Below are 14,617 nucleotides of genomic sequence, written 5' to 3' on the forward strand. Positions count from 1 at the left end.
CGGCGATCTTCAACGCGCGTTCGGCGACGCCGAGTTGCATCGCGCACAAACCGACCAGTGCCCTGGTGTACAGCGAGCCGACCGCGTCCGCGGCGCCACCCCCGTTGAGTCGATGCCCCACGACGCCAGTCAGTTCGACGTCCGCGTAGGGCTCACCGTTGGTGGTCGCCACCGGCGACACGGTCACGCCGTCGGCCGCCGCATCGACGACGAACAAGGCCGGGCCGTCGTCGGCTTGAGCCGAAACCACGATGGCTTCGGCAAGCTGCGCCGCCGGTACGAGCTCCTTGCTGCCGTCGAGGGTCCAGGCGTCGCCGTCGGCGCGCGCGGTTGTGCGTGGCGCGGTCGGGTCGGAGTTGCCCTGTTCGGCGAGCGCGGCTGTGAGGATCGTGCTGCCGTCCACCACTCCCGGGAGGTATCGCTCGTGGATAGCCGAGTCACCGTGTCGCGCAATGGTATCCGCGCCGAGCAGGAGGGTCGCGTAGACGGGCGCGGGCGCAACGCTCCAGCCGACCTCGGCGAGTAGCACGCCGAGCTCGAGGAAGCCGCGTCCGCTGCCGCCGACGGACTCGGGCAGCGCGATGCCCAGCAGGTCCGACGAAGCGAGTTCGCGCCACATCGCTTCGTCGTGGCGAACCCCGCCGGATTCCAGGTCGGTCAGAGCGTCGGGGGTGGCGCGGTGCTCGAAGAGTTGACGGGCCACCTTGCCGACCGTCTCTTGTTCTTCGGTGAAGGTAAAGTCCATGCTCGCTTGATGCCTCGTTGTCAGCGCGCGGGCCGGAACTGGTGCAGCACCAGCTCTTCCCCGCTCGGGATGGCTTCGAAATTCTCGTAGAAAACCTCGACGGGCAACCCGACCTCGATGGCGCCGGGCTCGATTTCGCACAGGTTCGACACGATGCGAACTCCTTCGTCGAGCTCGATCAGGGCGACCACGTAGGGATATTGGAGGAACGGCAGCGGAGGATATTGCGGCATGACAAAGCTGTAAACCGTTCCGCGGCCGGTCGATTCGACGGAATCCCAGTTGAGGGACTGGCAGTTCCCGCACATCGGGCGCGGGGGCACCCGCAGGGTCTTGCAGTCCGTGCACCGCTGGATCAGCAGCTTGTGGTCCCGAAGGCCCGACCAGAAGAATTCGGTGTCCGGACTGATCGACGGAGCGAGTCTGGTGGCCATCAGTTTCCCGTCTTGAACCGCAGGGTGCGGAACCGCTGGCGGCCGATCACCTCGCCGTTCTGGTCGCGATAGGTGGTGATCCAGGTGACGAAGTAGCCGTGGCCCATCGCCGTCTTCTTCTCGTCGGAGATCGTCTCGAAAACCGTTTCGGCGGTGATCTCGTCGCCCACCCGTGGGTAACGCTCGAGCTCGAACTCGGAGTTGGTGGCGACCGTGCCGGTGTAGCCCGCATCGGTCAGGAACTGCAGCGGATTCTCCTTGAGCTCGACGGGGACTCCGCCACGCTCGTGAATGCCTGCGAGCTTGGGTGGCGCCATGGTCCACGACTGCAGCATCACCGGAGGCGAGACGAGGCCACCGTAGCGAGAGGAGGAGGCAAACTCCGGATCCAGATAGGCGGGGTTCATATCGTCGAGCGCGTACGCCCAATGCCGAATCATTGCCGCATTCACGGGATCCGGCGCCTTGACCGGCTGTCCGGAACTGATGGGTCTACCGATGAGCGCGTCGAGGCGCTCGCGCAGCGGGTCCTTCGTTGTTTCGGTCACGGCTCGTACCTTCCTCTTAGGATGCGCCGGCCCGCATGTCGCGCGGCGCGCGCGGCATCCCCAGGCCTGCCATGGCGATGATGTCGCGTTGCAGCTCGTTGGCCCCGCCGCCGAATGTGTTGATGACCGCCATGCGATATGCGCTCTCCAATTCGCCCTTGAGTGGAGCCGCCGCGTCCTTGCGCGTACCGGCCTGGCCGACAACCTCGAGCAGTTCGCGGGCAACCTGCTGCGTGAGCTCCGTGCCGAACACCTTTGCCGCGGAAGCCTCGCCCATGCCGAGCGCGCCGGCGCTCATCGTCGAGTTCACGCGCAAATTGAGCAGTCGGTAGGCCGCGACCTGCGCTTCCACGCGGGCCAGCGCCTGCTGCGCCCAGGGCTTGTCGATGACCATGCCGTCGTCCAGCGGCGTCGTCGACGCCCATTTGAGCGTCTTGTTGAACAGCGGTTCCAGGGCGCCGAGGTTGCCGAGCGCGGCGCGTTCCAGATTCAGCTGGTTGGTCACCAACGTCCAGCCCTGGTTCTCGCCGAGCACGATGGCGCTCTCGGGTACCCGGACGTCATCGTAGAAGGTGTAATACGTCGACACACCCGGCATGGTGTGTAACGGCTTCCAGGAGAACCCCGGCGAGTCGGTCGGCACGATGAAAAGGGTTATCCCCTTGTGCTTCTTCGCGTTCGGGTCGGTACGGGCGGCCAGCCAGATGTAGTCGGCGAACTCGGCCCCGCTGGTGAACATTTTCGAGCCGTTGATGACGAACTCGTCGCCGTCGCGCACCGCCGTGGTGCGCAGCGACGCGAGATCGCTGCCGGCCCCGGGCTCCGAGTAGCCGATCGCAAATTCGACGGTGCCCTTGAGGATGGCGGGCAGAAACTTGGCTTTCTGCTCCTCGGTGCCGTACTGAATCAGCGTGGGCCCCACGGTGTTGAGCGTGATCATCGGCAGCGGGGCGTTGACCCTGCGGGCCTCTTCCGAGAAGATGTACTGCTCCAGCGCGGTCAGGCCGCCGCCCCCGAATTCAACCGGCCAGGCGACGCCGAGCAGACCGGCCTCGCCGAGCGCGCGCCTGCATTCGGCGATCGCGGCGCCTCCCTCCGTCAGGTTGGCGACGGCGGCTCTGCGCTCCGGCGTCATCACCGCTTCGAGGCGGGTCCGGTAGTCCTTCCGAAGCTGTTCCTGTTCGGGTGTGTAGTCGAAGTCCATCAGCCGCTCGTTCCCAGTCGTACCGGCATGCTCTTCACGCCTGGCGTCATGGTGGCGCGCAGTCGCGTCACGTCGCCGGTGAGTTCGATCGACGGATACGTTCCCAAGAGCACCTCGAAGAACACTCGAGCCTCCAGCCGGGCCAGCTGGGCACCAAGGCAGGCGTGCTCACCCGCACCGAATGCGATGTGGGGGTTCGGGTTACGCGTGATGTCGAAGTCTTCGCTGGTAGGGCCGAAGATTTCTTCGTCGCGGTTGGCGGCGCCGTAGAGCATGACCACCGTGTCGCCCGCCTTGATCTGCTGGCCGCGGATCTCGACGTCCTCGGTGGCGCAGCGGGCCATGTGGGTGACCGGGCTGGTGAATCGCAGCATCTCCTCGACCGCGCAGGGCAACAATTTCGCCGGGTTCGACCGCAGTAGCGCGAACTGATCGGGATGGTCGATCAACGCCAGCGTGCCCAACGCGATCAGATTGCGGGTGGTTTCGTTGCCGGCGACCAACAACAGGAACGAAAAATTCAGCAGGTCCGCGTCGCTGAGCTGCTCACCGTCGACCTCGGCCGCCGCCAAAATGCTCAGCAGATCGTTTTGCCCGCTGACCTCACCGGATCGGCGAGCCGCGATGAGCTTGGTGAAATATTCGTAGAGCTCACCGAGCGCGACGAGGTGATCCATCTCGATGTCCGGATCGGCGGTGCCCACCGCCGCGTCGGACCACGTCCGAAACTTTTCCCAGTCCTCGGTCGGGGCCCCCAGCATCTCCGCGATCAACCGCGTCGGCAGGGGTGACGCGATGTCCTCAGCGAACTGCTGGGTCTTTGCCGGGTCGATGTTGTCCACTATGCCGCGCACGATCTCGCGCACCTTGGGTTCGAGCAGCTGCACCTGGCGGCGGGTGAAGCCGGAGTTGATGAGCTTGCGAAGCTGCCGGTGGCGTGGGGGATCGGTGAAGATCAGGTTGCCCTCCTGAACGGGTTCGGGTTGGGCGGGATCCGGTATCGAGATGCCTTTCGTCGATGAGAAGGTCAGTGGGTGGCCGGAGACATAACGAATGTCCTCGTACTTCAACAGCGCCCAGAACTTGGTGACGTCATTCCACACGACAGGCGTGGTGTTGCGAAGCTCTCGGTAGACCGGGTACGGATCGCCGGCGTAGAAGTCGGGTGAATGCAATGGGACAGTAGTTGTGGGCACCGCATGCCTTCCTCGACACCGAGCTTGCTTCGGACAGATTTGAGAAGAATGTCCGTTTCCATGGTGTCTACAGTAGGCCCGGGCCATCTGTCAATCACGGCGTATATGACCGAAAATTACGTTAATTGCCGGTCAGGGCGCTGCAGCGGGTTGTGTACACACTGCCAAAGTATGTATGTTCTCGTAAGGCGCCGCCCGCATCGCGCCGCGAGCAAGCAGTCAGGGAAGGCAGGCGGATGATGGCTGGGTCTCGTTCCCTCCTCGAGGCTGAGGGGCACTACATCGACGGGCGGTGGACCGACCCGGACAGCGGGCGCTACGACGTCACGAACCCCGCGACCGAAGCGGTGATCGGAACGGCGCCCGACGCCAGCGTTGACCAAGTTGCGCAGGCGATCGGCGCCGCGAGAACGGCCTTCGATACGGGTCCGTGGCCGGCGGCCGATCCCGCCGAGCGTGCGCGGTGCCTGCAACAGCTCAGCGACGCGTTGCTGGCCAGGGGAGAGGAGATCTACGACCTCGCGCAGGCCGAGTGGGGCTGTACCGCAAACGAGCGGCTGATTCACGTCGACGGACCGGTCTTCATGATGGGACACGCCGCCGAACTGGCAGTCGAACCCGCCGAGGCGCCCTTGGACGCGTGGGGTGCCGCGGGCACCACGCTGTTGCGCTACGAACCGCTCGGTGTGGTGGCGGCGATGACGCCGTGGAACTTCCCGCACACCCTCAATGTCATGAAATTGGGAGCGGCGCTCGCGGCCGGAAATACGCTCGTGCTCAAACCGTCCCCGCTGACGCCCCTTGCCGGGCTCGCCCTCGCCCGGGTCGTCCACGAGGACACCGACATCCCCCCGGGTGTGGTCAATGTGGTCACGCCGAACAGCCTCGAGGCCAGCAGAAGCCTGACCTTGGACCCCAGGGTCGACATGGTCAGTTTCACCGGCAGCTCGGTCGTGGGCCGCGACGTGATGGCGGGCGCGGCGACGACCATGAAACGAGTTCTGCTGGAATGCGGCGGAAAGTCGGCGACGATCCTGCTTCCCGACGTCGACATCACCGACGAATTCATGGAGCGCCTGCTGTTCGAGGGCTGCACGATGCACGCCGGGCAGGCCTGCATCCTCAACAGCAGGCTGCTGCTGCCGGACGCGATCCACGACGAAGTGGTGGACCGGCTCGCCGCGCTGGCCCGCGCGGTCGTGATCGGCGATCCCGTCGATCCGGCGGTCACCATGGGACCGCTGATCAGCCGCGAGCACCTCGACCGCGTCGAGGGCTTCGTCAAACGCGCTGAGGCCGACGGTGCAACCGTGGTCGCCGGGGGAGCCTGTCCGAAAGACCTGAACAAGGGCTTCTATTTCGAGCCGACGATACTCACCGATGCGTCGGCCGAGTCCTACATCGCGCAGGAGGAGGTGTTCGGACCCGTCCTGACGGTGTTGCGGTACCGCGACGACGACGACGCGGTGGCGATCGCCAACAACTCGGCCTACGGGCTAGGTGGCGCGGTTTGGGGACGTGACGTCGACCGTGCCGTGGGCATCGCCCGCCGGATCCGGACCGGGCAGGTGTCGATCAACGGCACCATCCCCGGGGACGCACCGTTCGGCGGCTTCAAGCAGAGCGGGATCGGCCGGGAGGGCGGTGTGATGGGACTGCGAGCCTACATGGAGCCGAAGGCCATCGGGATACCGGCGTGAACCGGCCGCTGACGGGGTTGCGTGTCGTCGAGCTGGCCTCCGAGATCGCGGGGCCGTATTGCACAAAACTGCTCGTCGACCTGGGCGCCGACGTATGCAAGATCGAGCCGCCGGCGGGTGACCCGTTGCGCCGGTGGGGTCCGTTCCCCGCGAACGTTCCGGATCCCGAGCGATGCGGGCTGTTCGGGTATCTCAATGCGGGAAAACGCGGAACGACAGTCGATTTCGGTCGGGAGGATGGCCTCGCCGCCGTCCACGAGTTGACCGCGACGGCGGATGTGCTCGTCGAGGACCTGCCGGCGGGCTCGGCTGCCCGCCTGGAGTGGGGACTGGACCTGGAGGCTCTTGGCCGGATCAACCCCGGCCTCATAGTCGTCCGGATCTCGAGCTTCGGCCAGGAGGGACCGCTTCGCGATCGGGTGACGACTCCGTTGACCTTGCAGGCGGCCGCGGGGTGGGTGAACATGCGCGATCCCGGTCGAGCTCCGGTACAGGCGGGCGCCCGGATTCCGGAGTACATCGCGGGCTCGTATGCGGCCCTCGGGACGCTGACGGCACTGCGAATCGCCGCGGGCGGAACGAACAGGCCCGTCGAGGTTGACGTCTCGATGTTCGAGTCGTTGCTGTCGACGCTGCCGTATCCGATGCTGATGGCGGCTCGCCTGAAAAGCCTTGGTCTGCCGACGAATTCCAAAGCCGCACCGATGCTGGGGATCGTTCGGGCCGCCGATGGCTGGATCGGCATCAACTGCCTGACCGGCCAGCACTGGCTGGACGTGTGCGCCATGGTCGGGTTGCCCGAGTTCGGCGAGCATCAGCTCGCGGTCATGCTGGGCGGGCCAGAGCGCGGCGAGTTCTTTGCCAAGGCACAGCCCTTCCTCGATTCGATGACCGTCTCCGATCTGGTCGAGCTGAGTCAGGCCATGCGGATACCCGCCGCGCCGGTCACCGACGGCGACACCATTCTCGCCTGTCCGCAGTACGCCGAGCGAGGGTTTTTCGTCAAGGCCCCGACCGAATCCGGCGGGTTCACCAGACCTGGTGCGCCGTTTCGGTTTTCGAAGACGCCGAGCGCGCCATCGCTGCCTGCTCCCGCCCTCCGAAGTGCCACGCAGGCCGCTTGGGGCGAGCGGCAAGCACCCCGCCGGGAGGACGGCGTCCCCAGTGTCGCCCTGCCGTTCGACGGTTTGAAGGTCTTCGACCTGAGCACCTTCTGGGCGGGTGCCTACCTGACGTGCTACCTCGGCGCGTTCGGGGCGGACGTGGTCAAGGTCGAATCCATCCAACGCCCCGACGGCCACCGCTACTCCGGCTCGTTACTCCGCGAAGGGGAAGACTGGTACGAACGGGGGCCACTTTGGCAGGGAACCAATCTCAACAAGCGCGATATCACCCTGGACCTCAACTCCGCCGCCGGCCGCGAGTTGGCCCTGCGGCTGGCCGCCGAGGCCGACGTGGTGGTGGAGAACTTCTCGCCGCGCGTGGTCGAGCAATTCGGGCTCGACTATGAGTCCCTCGCGAAGATCAATCCCGGCGTGATCATGGTGCGAATGCCCGGATTCGGTCTACAGGGGCCGTGGCGCGACTACGTGGGCTGGGCGCTGAACATCGAACAGGTATCCGGGATGTCGGCGATGACCGGTTACCCGGATGGCCCGCCGTGCAACCTGCAGGGCCCCGCCGATCCCATCGCCGGCGTACATGCGGGTGTGGCATTGCTGGCCGCGCTCGAGCATCGGCGGTCGACCGGTGAGGGCCAGCTCATCGAGGTCGCGCAAATCGAGGTTGGCGCTGCGGTGACCGCCGAACCGGTGATTGAGTACTCACTGACGGGCACGGTGCGGCCGCGGGAGGGAAATCGGCACCGCAAATACGCCCAAGGCGTTTATCCGACGGCCCGCGCCGACGAGTGGATCGCGATCTCCGTGCGCGACGACGCCGACTGGGTCGCGCTGCTGGCCGCCATCGATCGTGACGAGCTGCGCGACGACCCGAGATTCGCGACTGCGGAAGCTCGCCGGCAACACCACGACGAATTCGACGAGGTGCTCGCGAGTTGGACGAGCAGGCGACCCGCCGGTGAGCTGGTGGCAACGCTTGTCCGACAACGCGTCCCAGCCGAGCGTCTACTTGCAGCCGACGAGATGTATGACGTCGAACAGCTCGATGCGCGCGGTTTCTATCAAGATTTGGCCCACCCGATCACTGGCCGACAGAGGTTTCCGGGCTGGCCATTTCAGATCTCGCCGGGCCCCGCACACCACCACCGGACCGCCGCGCCGACGCTGGGTCAGCACAACGCCGAGGTGCTTGGGGCGCTTGGACTGTCCGATGCGGACATCGACGCGTTGCAGGAGCAACGCGTCATCGGCCAACGCATTCTCAACGCGTAGCGATACCCGCCGCCGTCAGCCCCGGCGGGCGTGTGTCGTGTGGTCAGGCGTCGACCATCGCCGCGATCGTGTCGACGACGCACGCCGGTCGGTCGTTGCCCTCGACTTCGACCGTGACGCGCACCGTGGCCCGTCCCCCCTTGTCGTTGCGCTCCACCTTCAGCAGCTCGGCCCCCGCCCGGATGCGCGAGTCGACCGGCACCGGCGCGGGGAACCGAAGCTTGTCGGAGCCGTAGTTCACCTGCATCGCCAGCCCGGTCACCTTATAGATCTGTTGCACCAGGATGGGTACCAGCGACAAGGTCAGATAGCCGTGTGCGATGGTCCTGCCATACGGACCGCTGGCCGCCCTCTCCCGGTCGACGTGGATCCACTGATGGTCACCAGTTGCCTCGGCGAAGAGATCGATCTCCTTCTGCGTGACCCGATGCCAATCGCTGTACCCAAGGTGCTCGCCGACGTGAGCCTCGAAGTCCGCGATCCCCTCGTAAACCGTGGGGCCAGCGGGCGCCTGGGTCACGCCGCGACCTTGACCTTCAAGTGCTCGATCGCGTTGCCGCCCATGATCTTTGCCTTGGCCGAGTCCGGGATGCCGTCCAGCCGGTCGACGAAGCTCAGCGGGTCGCCGATACCCTCGGGGTGCGGGAAGTCGGAGCCGAACATGACGTGGTCCTCGCCCATGATGTCGACGATGCCCTTGACGTCGTCCTCGAGGAACGGGTGGATGTAGATGTTGCGCTTGAACACCTCGACCGGGTGCTCGTCGAACTCCTTCGGCATGATCTTGTACGCCGTGTTGAGCTGCTCGAGCAGGTTGCGCACCCAGCCGCTGCCGTTCTCCACGCAGAAGATCTTCAGATCCGGGAAGCGCGAGAGCGCGCCGTGGCAGATCATGGCGGCCAGGGTGTCCTCGATGGCCCGGTGCCCCATCACGACCTCGCGCAGGGCGCTCGGTGCGAAGGACAGGTACTCGTCGCCGCCCTCCCATTCCATGAGGTGTTTTTGGTAGCCGCTGTCCGAGGCGTGCATGGTGACCGGCATGCCGGCGTTGACGACCTCCTCCCAGAACGGGTCGAACTCGGGCAGCCCCATGGATCGCGAGCCGCCGAAGCGACTGGGCACCGGCGCGGGCCGAACCAGGAATGTCTTCATCCCGCGCTCCAAGCACCAGTGCAGTTCCCTGATGGCTTCGTCCACGATCGGCAGGCAGATGACGGGTGTGGCGAAGATCCGATCGTGGTAGTTGAACGTCCAATGCTCGTGCATCCACTCGTTGAGCGCGTGGATGATCGCGTGGGTTAGGACGACGTCGTCGGTGGTGCGCTCCTCGATGAGGCTGGCGAGGGTCGGGTACATCACACACTGGTCGAGGCCCAGTTCATCCATCAGCTCCAACCGCGGGGCGGGCGCCTGGTAGGCGGGGATGACATCCATTGCCTCGCCGATGAACTCGCGAAAGTTGAGGCCCTCGGGGTTGTTGCCGAGGAAGTAATCCTCGGCGCTGCCCGGCCTCGCAACCCGCGCGAACGTCGGGTTGGGGATCATGTGGCTGATGCGGTCCTTGACAACCAGTTTGGGCCTGCCGTTGACCTCGACGTAACCGACCTTCCCGCGGTGCTCCTTGGGCAGGTATTTCGTGAGCGCGTCCGTCGTCTCGTACATGTGGTTGTCGATGTCGAAAACCGGATACGGCAGTGATCGGGACGACATGTGACTCTTCCTCCTGAGCAGCGAATATGATCATTTACGCTATTTGAGAACGACGTTATCACCATCGCCCGGGAACATCCACATCTGGGGCGCCGGCGACAGGTCACACCGCTGCATTCCACACGTCGATGACCGCGCTCGACGGGGTCACGGTGGCGAGCAGGGACAGCGTGTTGTCGATGATCGAATCGGCATACTCGCGCGGGTATCCACTGACCGCGTCCCGCGGTAGGACGAACTGATAGCCCCTGTTGACCGCATCCATGACGAAGTTGGTGATCGCGATATTCACCGACACACCAACTCCGACAATGGTTTTGATTCCCAGGTTGCGCAGCACCGAGTCCAGATCGGTGCCGCACATCGGGCCGACACCGTGGGTGCGGGTGAGCACGAGGTCGGAGTCGTGTGGACCCAATTCCGGGAGCACCGAGGCGCCCGCGCTACCGGGCGTCAGGTCGACGCCGAAGGATTTCCCCGCCGCGAACAACCGGGCGTTCGTGTTCGAACCGCGGCCGTCGGCGCGCCGCTGTATCAGGCAGTGCACGACCGTCACGCCGGCCGCCCTGGCCGCATCGAGCAGCCTGGCAATGTTGGGAATGGCTTCTCGCCGGGCCTCCTCGACGAGCAGCGGAAGGCCGGCCTGCGGCCCGATCACCCCGCCCTGACACTCTTGGGTCACCAGCGCGGTTGTCACCGGATCGAGCAGGTCCTCAAGGCTTGGTTGCGGCATGAGAATAAACGTTATCGTGTGCTGGAACGGTCATTAACGAGGAGGTCAGGTGGAGGCGTGGGAGCTCGAGGTTCGGGAGTCGGTGCGACAGACGTTGGCCGACTACACCGCGGCCACAGACCGATTCGATCTTCGCGCGCTGGCGGCATGCTTCGCCGACGAGGGCGTGCTGGAATTCACCGGGGGGGACGGGCCGCTGACGGGACCCTCGGCGATCGAGGCGGGCCTGGGCGCCGCTGTGACAAAGCCTGGGCAATCGGGGCGGCGGGCGCCGACTCATGTCCGCCACCACGTCACCAGCATCAGGTTCGGGTCGGTGGCCCGCGACAGGGTCGAGGTCAGCAGTTATTTCGCCGTCCACACCGACATCGGGCTCGACCACTGGGGCCGCTACCGCGACGTACTGACACCCGTCGACGGTCGGTGGCTGTTCGCCCATCGCCGGATCAGCGTGGACGCATTCGCCGCCGGCAGTCTGATGGCGTGACGTCGCGTCACCCGGCGATGAACTCGTCGGCGAAGGCGCGAGCACGGTCGATGACTTCGGTCCGGTCGGCACCTGCCGGCGCGATGGTGAGCCAGGTGACCCCGGCGGACTCGAGCCGCGCGATCGTCGCGTGACGTTCGTCGGCCGACTTACCGTCGTCCAACAGGTTTCCCGCCGAGAAACAGATCTCCAGCGGGGCGGTGCGGCCGATCTCGGCCGCGTACTGCTTGGCCCAGTCGATGGCGAGCGCCAGGTCATCGATCGTCGAGATTTCCGCTGTGCGCGAGGCCGCCGCGTAGCCGAACGTATTGAACGGCGCCCACCCCTGAGCGCGTGACACCGCCCGGCGAACCGCCGCCTTGCTGTTGCCGCCGACCCAGACCGGGGGCGGACTCGCGGGCAGCGGCCGCAACCGGACGCCGCGGGCGGCGAACGACGTCCCCTCGTACGCGAGGTCGCCGCCGCCGAGCACCTTGTCCAGCACATCGAGGGCCTCATCGAGCAGGGCACCGCGGTTGTCGAAATCGACTCCCAGGGCCTTGAATTCGGGCTTCAGGTATCCCGCCGCGGTGCCCAGGATCAGCCGGCCCCCGGACAACACCGCGAGGCTTTGAATCGATTTGGCGCCGAGGAACGGGTTGCGGTAGGCGGCGATGTAGACATTGGTCAGCAGCTTGACGTGGGTCGTTGCGGCGGCGGCGAAGGCCAGCGCGACGAACGGATCGAGGGCGTGGTGCCCGCCGTGGTCGAGCCACTTCGCGTCCGGTGCGGGGTGGTCGGTGACATGGACCGCCGCGAATTTGCTCGCCTCGGCCGCTCGCGCGATGTCGGCAATGGCGTCGGCGGTGACGAACTCGTCCACCGCCTCCACTCGCTGGGTGGGCAGTTCGAGAGAGAAAGAAACGGTCACGTGGGTCCTTTCGTCGCGGAGACAAGTGTGGCCAGTCGTTGGGCGTGGTAGTCCGGGTCGCCGAAGATCAACTGGGTGGCCTTGGCGCGGCGGACGAAAAGGTGGGCGTCGTGTTCCCAGGTGAAGCCGATACCGCCGTGGATGCGCATGTTGTCGAGCGCGACGTGGAGGAAGGCCTCGGAACACACCATTTTCGCGACCGACGCGGTGGCCGGCAGGTCATCGGTGTGGGCCACTTCGGCCGCATGCGTCACGGCGGAAAGCGCACCCTCAACCTGAACCAACATGTCCGCGCACCGATGCTTGATCGCCTGGAAACTGCCGATGGGCCGACCGAACTGGATCCGTTGCTTGGCGTAGTCGACGGCCATGTCGAGGCAGCGCCGCGCGGCGCCCACCTGTTCGGCAGTCAGCGCCACGATGGCGAGGTCCGAAGTGTGTGCCAGGAAGTCGGCCGCGGCCCCCTCCGTGCCGATCAGCGCCGCCCGGACACCGCCGAACTCCAGCCAGGCGACTTTTCGGGTGCGGTCGAGTCCGGCCAGCGGCCTCCGCCGGACCCCCTCTGACCCGGCCCGAATCGCCAGCAACGAGATGCCGGCTTCGGTGTTGGCCGCGGCGAGGATGATGTCCGCGGTGTGACCGTCGATCACGAGCGGCGCCTCACCGTGGACCCGGTAGGCGCCGCCACTGCGGTCGGCACGCAACGTCACTGCACCGGGGTCCCAGGCGCCAAGGCGGCCGTTGAGGATCAGCGTTGCGGTGGCAGAGCCGTCAACGAAGCCGGGGATGAACTCTTCGGCCGCGGCATCATCGCCGCTGGCGAGAATGGCCTGGGTCGCCATGGCCACGGTGGCGAAGAAGGGGGAGCAGAGCAACGCGCGCCCCATTTCCTCAAAGACCACCGCCAGTTCGGCCATGCCCGCACCCGCCCCGCCCCACCGCTCGGGAACCCCGATGCCGTGCAGCCCCAACTCGCCGGCCATCTGGCGCCACGATGCCTCGTCGTAGCCGGTTTCCGTCGCCATCAACTTGCGCACGGTCTCGCTGGGTGATGTGGCCGTCAGGTAGTCCCGAACGACCGCGCGGAGCTCGTCGAGCTCACCGGTCGGCACGCGCAGCCTCCCGGCTCGGCCGTGTCGCGGGATCGGCCATCCACAAGCCAATCGCCGCGGGCCCGATCCTGTTGTCTCCCAGCGGTTGTGAAGGTCTCATGTCTCCTCGGTGCGATCGCGGCCGAGCCGGCGCCGCCCGCTGCTCGAGCCCTTCGGGCATCCAGCCCGGGATGGCCATTGCCGCACCAGGATAGTATGTTTTCTGGAAATAGAGAATTTACATTCTCACTAAAGGAGACCGACGCGGTGACCACGAAACTCGATTACGGCATCTTCGACTGCGATACGCACTGCTACGAGACGCGGGATGCGTTCACCCGCTATCTGCCCGAAAAGTTCCGAGACCGGGCGATCACCACCGTACGCGGGGCCGACGGCGTCGAGGTGATCCTGGCCGGCCATCGCGTCGCGACCTTCAACAGCGAGGGCGGTTTGGGCCTGGATGTCGCCTACCGGCCAGGCTCGCTCAAGGAGATGCTCAGGCAAATGGGATCGGGCAACCCCGAGGAGTCTTACGAGCCGCAACCCATGCAACCGGAATTCGTCGAGCGTGCCGCCCGGCTGGCCGTCATGGCGGACCAGAACATCGAGCGGATGGTCATCTATCCCAGCGGTATGGCGCTGGCGGCGGAACACTACGTCGACGACACTGCGGCACTGTATGCGAATCTGCGCTCGTTCAACCGATGGTTCGACGAAGAGTGGGGCTTCAACTACGACGACAGGATCTATGCGACGGCGCTGATGTCGTTGCGCGACTTGGATTCCGCGATCGCGGAGACCGAGGCGATCATCGCGCAGGGAGCGAAGTTCGTGCTGCTGCCGACGGGGCCGGCCTACGGCCGGTCACCGGGCGACCCGTACTTCGATCCCATTTACGCGCGCCTGCAGGAGGCCGGCTGCGTCCTGGTGTTCCACATCATGCCGTTCTGGTACTTCAATGCGATTTCGCCCGCGTGGGGCCAGGACCCCGACCCGGCCTCCTGGCACATGTCCGCGTGGCAGTGGATGAACATCTACGGGCAGCGGCCGATCGAGGAGACGTTGTCAGCCCTCATCTTCGACAATCTCTTCGGCCGCTTTCCGGGTCTGAATGTCCTCGTCGCCGAGCACGGCGCGGAATGGGTGCCGTTCTTCGTCCGGCACATGGACAAGAGCCGCGGCATGGGCCGCAACGGACCATGGATCGGCGGGAAGCTCACGGAGCGACCGTCGGCGATCTTCCGCCGTCATGTTCGGGTCGTGCCGTACCCCGAGGACGACATCCCGGCGATCGTCGCGAGCCTGGGATACGACGACTGCCTGGTCATGGGCTCGGATTACCCGCACGCCGAAGGGCTGGCCGTGCCGGCCGAGTTCGCCAAGTTGCTCGACCCGCTCGACGACGCCACCAAGCGACGGATCATGCGCGACAACGCCGACCAGCTGCTCGCCCGCAGCTAACG

The 14,617-nt window shown here is 65.9% G+C and carries 14 protein-coding genes; 4 read left to right on the forward strand and 10 right to left on the reverse strand.

All coding sequences use genetic code 11. The features are described 5' to 3' along the window. The 5 genes from A9X03_RS26435 to A9X03_RS26455 form a co-directional block, all read right to left on the reverse strand. Nucleotides 1-745, reverse strand: a 745-nt coding sequence (locus A9X03_RS26435; protein ID WP_068263791.1) for an acyl-CoA dehydrogenase family protein, incomplete at its 3' end; no start/stop codon positions are given. 20 nt (nt 746-765) lie between these two features. Beyond that, nucleotides 766-1,179: a Zn-ribbon domain-containing OB-fold protein gene (locus A9X03_RS26440; protein WP_067747644.1), complete on the reverse strand. Its 414-nt coding sequence runs from the start codon at nt 1,177-1,179 to the stop codon at nt 766-768. Continuing rightward, nucleotides 1,179-1,727, reverse strand: coding sequence for a MaoC family dehydratase N-terminal domain-containing protein (locus tag A9X03_RS26445; RefSeq protein WP_067747646.1), 549 nt, complete (start codon nt 1,725-1,727; stop codon nt 1,179-1,181). The genes A9X03_RS26440 and A9X03_RS26445 overlap by 1 nt, the downstream gene beginning before the upstream one ends. 16 nt (nt 1,728-1,743) lie before the next feature. After that, entirely contained in the window at nt 1,744-2,931 is a 1,188-nt protein-coding gene (locus A9X03_RS26450) for an acyl-CoA dehydrogenase family protein (protein ID WP_068014891.1), read from the reverse strand. Further along, nucleotides 2,931-4,106 carry a cytochrome P450 gene (locus A9X03_RS26455; protein WP_068263794.1) on the reverse strand — a complete coding sequence of 392 codons (1,176 nt, stop codon included), beginning with the start codon at nt 4,104-4,106 and terminating at the stop codon, nt 2,931-2,933. Before A9X03_RS26455 ends, A9X03_RS26450 begins: the two co-directional genes overlap by 1 nt. A 260-nt stretch (nt 4,107-4,366) precedes the next feature. On the opposite strand from A9X03_RS26455, the gene A9X03_RS26460 reads away from it, so the two are divergent. Further along, nucleotides 4,367-5,827: an aldehyde dehydrogenase family protein gene (locus tag A9X03_RS26460; RefSeq protein WP_068263826.1), complete on the forward strand. Its 1,461-nt coding sequence runs from the start codon at nt 4,367-4,369 to the stop codon at nt 5,825-5,827. Continuing rightward, a complete protein-coding gene (locus A9X03_RS26465; protein ID WP_068263797.1) occupies nt 5,824-8,220 on the forward strand; it encodes a CaiB/BaiF CoA-transferase family protein in 2,397 nt (798 codons plus the stop codon). Before A9X03_RS26460 ends, A9X03_RS26465 begins: the two co-directional genes overlap by 4 nt. 43 nt (nt 8,221-8,263) lie before the next feature. On the opposite strand, the gene A9X03_RS26470 is transcribed toward A9X03_RS26465, so the two are convergent. From A9X03_RS26470 to A9X03_RS26480, 3 genes are all read right to left on the reverse strand, one after another. Next, nucleotides 8,264-8,740, reverse strand: coding sequence for a MaoC family dehydratase (locus A9X03_RS26470; protein WP_068014898.1), 477 nt, complete (start codon nt 8,738-8,740; stop codon nt 8,264-8,266). Beyond that, the gene (locus tag A9X03_RS26475; protein ID WP_068014900.1) at nt 8,737-9,930 is read right to left on the reverse strand and encodes an amidohydrolase family protein; all 1,194 of its coding nucleotides are present in this window, start codon (nt 9,928-9,930) and stop codon (nt 8,737-8,739) included. Before A9X03_RS26475 ends, A9X03_RS26470 begins: the two co-directional genes overlap by 4 nt. A 103-nt stretch (nt 9,931-10,033) precedes the next feature. Further along, complete coding sequence (locus tag A9X03_RS26480; protein WP_068263800.1) at nt 10,034-10,663, reverse strand: cysteine hydrolase; 630 nt, start codon at nt 10,661-10,663, stop codon at nt 10,034-10,036. Nucleotides 10,664-10,712: 49 nt separating this feature from the next. On the opposite strand from A9X03_RS26480, the gene A9X03_RS26485 reads away from it, so the two are divergent. Next, on the forward strand, nt 10,713-11,150 hold the full coding sequence (locus tag A9X03_RS26485) for a nuclear transport factor 2 family protein (RefSeq protein WP_082974580.1): 438 nt from the start codon (nt 10,713-10,715) through the stop codon (nt 11,148-11,150). Nucleotides 11,151-11,157: 7 nt separating this feature from the next. Here A9X03_RS26485 and A9X03_RS26490 read toward each other — a convergent pair whose 3' ends face one another. Further along, nucleotides 11,158-12,060 (reverse strand): TIGR03619 family F420-dependent LLM class oxidoreductase, encoded by a 903-nt coding sequence (locus A9X03_RS26490; protein ID WP_068263803.1) that lies wholly within the window; start codon nt 12,058-12,060, stop codon nt 11,158-11,160. Beyond that, nucleotides 12,057-13,172 (reverse strand): acyl-CoA dehydrogenase family protein, encoded by a 1,116-nt coding sequence (locus tag A9X03_RS26495; protein ID WP_068263806.1) that lies wholly within the window; start codon nt 13,170-13,172, stop codon nt 12,057-12,059. The genes A9X03_RS26490 and A9X03_RS26495 overlap by 4 nt, the downstream gene beginning before the upstream one ends. A 246-nt stretch (nt 13,173-13,418) precedes the next feature. On the opposite strand from A9X03_RS26495, the gene A9X03_RS26500 reads away from it, so the two are divergent. Continuing rightward, on the forward strand, nt 13,419-14,615 hold the full coding sequence (locus tag A9X03_RS26500) for an amidohydrolase family protein (RefSeq protein WP_067761268.1): 1,197 nt from the start codon (nt 13,419-13,421) through the stop codon (nt 14,613-14,615). The last annotated feature ends 2 nt before the right edge of the window (nt 14,616-14,617 follow it).

This window comes from Mycobacterium sp. E1715 (genome assembly GCF_001667625.1).
GTDB lineage: Bacteria > Actinomycetota > Actinomycetes > Mycobacteriales > Mycobacteriaceae > Mycobacterium.